Source organism: Candidatus Nitrosarchaeum limnium BG20, from assembly GCF_000241145.1.
GTDB lineage: Archaea > Thermoproteota > Nitrososphaeria > Nitrososphaerales > Nitrosopumilaceae > Nitrosarchaeum > Nitrosarchaeum limnae.
This window is the reverse complement of the sequence record NZ_AHJG01000164.1, coordinates 1-4,536: the sequence shown is the minus strand read 5'-3', so window position 1 is coordinate 4,536 and position 4,536 is coordinate 1. Positions and strand designations below refer to the sequence as shown.

9 protein-coding genes are annotated in these 4,536 nt (G+C 33.2%); 5 read left to right on the top strand and 4 right to left on the bottom strand.

The genetic code is table 11. The annotated features are described in order from the left end of the window. The 3 genes from BG20_RS04980 to BG20_RS04970 form a co-directional block, all read right to left on the bottom strand. The coding region (locus BG20_RS04980; RefSeq protein ID WP_010191720.1) for a winged helix-turn-helix domain-containing protein at positions 1-328 on the bottom strand (328 nt) is incomplete at its 3' end. A gap of 68 nt (positions 329-396) precedes the next feature. Then, a complete protein-coding gene (locus BG20_RS04975; protein ID WP_010191718.1) occupies positions 397-1,122 on the bottom strand; it encodes a CbtA family protein in 726 nt (241 codons plus the stop codon). Between the two features lie 12 nt (positions 1,123-1,134). Then, positions 1,135-1,350 carry a CbtB domain-containing protein gene (locus BG20_RS04970; protein ID WP_010191716.1) on the bottom strand — a complete coding sequence of 72 codons (216 nt, stop codon included), beginning with the start codon at positions 1,348-1,350 and terminating at the stop codon, positions 1,135-1,137. Positions 1,351-1,412: 62 nt separating this feature from the next. On the opposite strand from BG20_RS04970, the gene BG20_RS04965 reads away from it, so the two are divergent. The 5 genes from BG20_RS04965 to BG20_RS13980 all read left to right on the top strand — a co-directional run bounded on the left by BG20_RS04965 (position 1,413) and on the right by BG20_RS13980 (position 4,084). Beyond that, positions 1,413-2,039: a DUF4443 domain-containing protein gene (locus BG20_RS04965; RefSeq protein ID WP_010191714.1), complete on the top strand. Its 627-nt coding sequence runs from the start codon at positions 1,413-1,415 to the stop codon at positions 2,037-2,039. Positions 2,040-2,080: 41 nt separating this feature from the next. Next, complete coding sequence (locus tag BG20_RS04960; RefSeq protein ID WP_010191713.1) at positions 2,081-2,725, top strand: DsbA family protein; 645 nt, start codon at positions 2,081-2,083, stop codon at positions 2,723-2,725. 64 nt (positions 2,726-2,789) lie between these two features. Then, complete coding sequence (locus tag BG20_RS13990) at positions 2,790-3,344, top strand: hypothetical protein (protein ID WP_238527517.1); 555 nt, start codon at positions 2,790-2,792, stop codon at positions 3,342-3,344. Next, entirely contained in the window at positions 3,322-3,510 is a 189-nt protein-coding gene (locus BG20_RS13985; RefSeq protein ID WP_420805928.1) for a hypothetical protein, read from the top strand. The genes BG20_RS13990 and BG20_RS13985 overlap by 23 nt, the downstream gene beginning before the upstream one ends. Continuing rightward, a complete protein-coding gene (locus BG20_RS13980; protein ID WP_250635824.1) occupies positions 3,443-4,084 on the top strand; it encodes a hypothetical protein in 642 nt (213 codons plus the stop codon). The genes BG20_RS13985 and BG20_RS13980 overlap by 68 nt, the downstream gene beginning before the upstream one ends. Here the strand turns inward: BG20_RS13980 and BG20_RS04950 are convergent. Next, positions 4,065-4,472: an HIT domain-containing protein gene (locus BG20_RS04950; protein ID WP_048097077.1), complete on the bottom strand. Its 408-nt coding sequence runs from the start codon at positions 4,470-4,472 to the stop codon at positions 4,065-4,067. The genes BG20_RS13980 and BG20_RS04950 overlap by 20 nt on opposite strands. Positions 4,473-4,536 lie beyond the last annotated feature (64 nt).

Here is a 4,536-nt window from a genome sequence, read left to right as displayed (position 1 = left end):
GGTTTGGCATCAAATTAAGAACAGGATCAGGTTTTTTGATTGAAATGTCAGCTTTGCTAATTCTACTCTTGTACATTTTGAATTTTCTTCCTTTATCTGAGATCATCCATTTTTCTACTTCAATTAGAGTAAGCTCTTCAAGATCACTTAATTTTTTATAGACAGAACTAAGTGGAATTTTTAGCTTTTCAGACAATTCTGAAGCGGTTTTACTTTTTTTTATAATAGTAAACAGTATCGCCCTAGATTCAGAATCTGCCAATGCCTCAATGACTTTTTGAGTCACATCATATTTTTTTAATTGTGGTAATGTCAGACGACGTGTCAATGGAATTAAAAATATTATGAGTTATTTAAATTAAATCGAATCATTCTCATTCCAGAGATTTAGAATAATTAATTAAAAGACGATATTTCTTTGTCAGGCCTATAGTGACTCCATAACGAGCCTAAAATTAACCCTAATGAAATCCAAAAAAGCGAAACAGTGAACGCAGATACCATTCTAAAACTGTCAACTAAACTCATTGGGGCAGTAATCAAATCTGGGTTTTGAGGCATGGTAACAAATACAATTCCAATAAATGCAACATAACCTACCATCGCAATTAATTTTTTTGTCTTTAGTTTTTGATATATTTTGTAAAATCCAAGTGCCCCAAATCCGGAAATTGCAATAAATGTCAAATACAAAATACCACGTAAAACAACTGTTTCTGGGTCACCTACGGTTGGGGGATTTGCAGGGTATTTTAAAAATGGGATAAAATAAATTGTTAACCACATAATTCCGGCTAAAACAAGTGATTTTTGAAGATATGATTTTCCAGGAAGAGTGTTTCTAGAAAATGCAAAAATAATTCCAAACAACGAACCAATAGATATTCCTAGAATTACTCCAGCTAAAATTTGTCCCCCCTTTTGCCAATATCGATAAGAATCAAACTGAGCATAAAATTCAGGTGTTTCTTTTTCTTCACCTGATTCAAACAGGTGCTGATTTTCAATTCCTATGGCTTGATCAAGTGAAGGTTCTACAAAAATAAGATTTAGACCACCATGAATAACTCCAGCAGTTGCACCAGATACAATAACAATAATAACAAAAAGAAATGTTTTCATCAGTTTAAACCCCTAATGACAAGGAAAACCAGCAGCGTGTCTCATATCGTGAGTTAGCTCATGGATGTAAAGATCTTGATATGCTTGATCTCCATAAACCAGACTAAAGATATGTCCCTGGTCAAATCCAACAACAAATAATCCGGCTGCAAAAATTATAGCCAATGCTACTATTGCAATAACAGGAACACCGTTTTTAGATACGTTGATTTGTCTTGATTGAGACATAAAATTTCTCTCGAATTAATGTATTTAAATTCTTGGATGATTTATCCAATTTATATAGAATCATGCGCAAAATCATTCAATACTTACAAAATGTTGTATCAATCAAAGGATCAAGAATTCTCACATTTAGCATTCCACATGTTTTCAAGGCGTTACAAATGTTATCTAATGAAAGATTTGTCAGTAGAGCAACATTTGGTAAAGAAATTCATCTTGGACAAGGTTCAGTTAAGACATTAATTTTACATCTTAAAGAAACAGGAATTGTAGATTCAACAAAATCGGGAACTTTTCTTACTGAAAAAGGGCACAAATTAACAGAACAACTACAAAAGATAATTCCAAAAGAATGTACGATAAAAAAGGGTGTAATTCTACAATGCAAATTTAATCATGCCATATTGATTAAAAACTACTCCAAAATGATCAAAACAGGTTTAGAACAAAGAGATTATGCAATTTTGTATGGCTCTGAAGGATGCATAACAGTAGTGTGTAAAAATAAGAAATTAATATTTCCAGGTGAGGATAAAGAGTGTTTTATCGGGGATAGTAAAACCAGAGATTACATTTTAGAAAAATTATCTCCTGATGAAGGAGATGTAATCATAATTTCATCATCAGATGATCCATTTGTAGCAGAAATTTCGGCAAAAAACTCGGCATTGTGGACTTTGGCATCTAATTAGTCCAAGGAAACTATTTAGTAGAAACTAACTCAAAAAAAAATATGAAAAACATCTACTTGTTAGCAATTCCTATAGGAGTAGGACTACTAACAGGTTTATTTTTAGCATTTTTCCCTAGTTCGAATGATAATTCATATACATTAACAGAATCAAATTTGATACAAAATGGCTCACCAATTTTGGGCAATCCCTCTGCATCAATTACAATTTTAGAGTTTGGGGATTACCAATGTACGTTTTGTTATAAATTTCATCAAGGAACCCTAAATACAATAAAACACGATTTTATTGACACGGGAAAAGTAAAACTTGTTTTCAAAGATTTTCCACTGAATGGGTCTGATTCAATTTTAGCAGCTCAGGGAGCATATTGTGCTCAAGATCAAGAAAAATATTGGCAATATCACGATGAAATATACAAGAATTGGGCAGGTGAAAGAACTGGATGGATAACTCGGGATTCATTAGATAAATTTGCCTCTACAGTAAATCTAAATTTAGATAAATTCAATGAGTGCCTTGATAGTCAGAAATATTTAGAAAAAGTAAATCAACTTTATGATTTTGGTAAAAAAATCGGCGTAGATGCGACACCATCATTTTTTGTTTTTAATAATGAGAAAATAATCAAAATCACTGGGAATCAACCACTAGAAGTATTTTTAAAAACTATTGACGAGTTTTAATTTAATAGAGAAAAGATCTTGAATCAATCAAACTTAATATTCGCATAACTGAAGGAAAATACAAATGGATAAGATCAACATAGAGAAAGTAGATTCTGTTAAACTTTATAAAATTAGAAAAATGCTTGAAGAGTTATCTCAAAAATCAGGCCGAGGTACTGAATTAATCAGTGTATACATTCCAAAAGGAAAACAATTACACGAAATTATCAGTACATTACAACAAGAGCAAGGAACTGCGGATAACATAAAATCTGATCTTACAAGATCACATGTAGTCGACTCGCTAGGAAAAGTTGTTCAAAGACTAAAACTATTAAAAAAAACACCTGAAAGGGGGCTGGTAATGTTTTGTGGGGCATTGCCACCTGAAGGAGGAGGGCCTCTAGGAAGCGAAGTGGTAAAGGTATGGGAAATTGATCCTCCAAAGGATTTGAAACAGTATCTGTACAGATGCGATGATCACTTTCATGTAGATATTCTAAAAGACATGCTAAAAGATGACAATCTAATCGGGTTTTTAGCTATTGATGCAAAAGATGCAGGTTGGGGACTACTTCACGGCGATAAAATAGAAGTACTATCACAGACAGGCTCTGGGTGTTGCAGGAAAACATAGACAGGGAGGACAATCTGCAAAAAGATTTCAGAAACTTAGAGAGATGGAGCTTTCATATTTTTACAACAGAGTTGCAGACACTACCAAAGAATATTTTATTGATATCTACCCAGTCAAAAGGATTAATTATTTCAGGACCTGGTCCAACAAAAGAGGATTTCATTAATGGTAATTATTTAGAATATAGATTGCAAAATATGATCATAAATACAATAGATGCATCATATTCAGGAGCAGAGGGCATTAGAGAAGCATTTGCAAAATCAGGCGAGCTTCTTTCAGATTTTAGAATGGTCGAGGAAAAAAAGTTAATTGAAGATCTGTTCAGAGAGATAAACTCCCATTCAGGTTTAGGAGTATACGGATTACAAGATGTGATTGAACTTCTTAAAAATAATGTAGTTAAAGTTTTGATAATCACAGATGACACAAATTTAAACAGAGTAGAAGGAAAATGCCGCAGATGTGAACATCTTCAAGAAGAAATTGTAGAAAGAAGAGAGGTCATTCCAAAAAAAACTCAGTACACAAGCAATCCATGTCCTGGATGTAATTCAATGGAGGTAGAAGCAAACGAACAAGACATCGTGGATTATTTAGAATTACTTGCAGCAAAAGTTGGGACCAGATTAGAAGTGGTATCAGGAAGTGCAGAACATGGAGTTATGCTATCAAGCTTGGGTAAAGTTGGGGCAATTCTTAGATATAATCCAGGTCACACTAAACAAGTAGTGTCTTAATTTTTTCTGCTAAAACTGAAAGCTCGTCACTTGTCGATATACTTCTTTTTGTCCAAATTGTTCCTTTATGATTATACCTTGGAATGATATGGATATGGACATGTGGGATAATCTGCTTTGCAGCTCGTCCATTATTTTGTGCAAGACTAAATGCATCGGCACCAGTTGCAGTTAAAACGGCATTTGCTATTTTTGGAACAATTGAAAACATGTTACCAACTGATTCGTGATTCATATCAGTAATTCTTTCATGATGATTTTTTGGAACAACAAGACTATGTCCCACGTCAATAGGATATTTGTCTAAAAATGCTACATGTGAAGCATCCTCATAGATCATATGGCTGTCTCTAACGCCAGATAAGATATCACAAAAAATACAGCTCATAGTAGATGTTGAATTTTTGATTTTATTTATTGTTTCATCGAACAGTTAATTAGGGTAAATTTTT

What these genes read in the sequence shown, in the direction of transcription:
- BG20_RS13990 (WP_238527517.1), top strand. Translation starts at nt 2,790, where the DNA reads ATGGATAAGATCAACATAGAGAAAGTAGATTCTGTTAAACTTTATAAA.
- BG20_RS04965 (WP_010191714.1), top strand. Translation starts at nt 1,413, where the DNA reads ATGCGCAAAATCATTCAATACTTACAAAATGTTGTATCAATCAAAGGA.
- BG20_RS04950 (WP_048097077.1), bottom strand. Translation starts at nt 4,472, where the DNA reads ATGAGCTGTATTTTTTGTGATATCTTATCTGGCGTTAGAGACAGCCAT.
- BG20_RS04975 (WP_010191718.1), bottom strand. Translation starts at nt 1,122, where the DNA reads ATGAAAACATTTCTTTTTGTTATTATTGTTATTGTATCTGGTGCAACT.
- BG20_RS04970 (WP_010191716.1), bottom strand. Translation starts at nt 1,350, where the DNA reads ATGTCTCAATCAAGACAAATCAACGTATCTAAAAACGGTGTTCCTGTT.
- BG20_RS04960 (WP_010191713.1), top strand. Translation starts at nt 2,081, where the DNA reads ATGAAAAACATCTACTTGTTAGCAATTCCTATAGGAGTAGGACTACTA.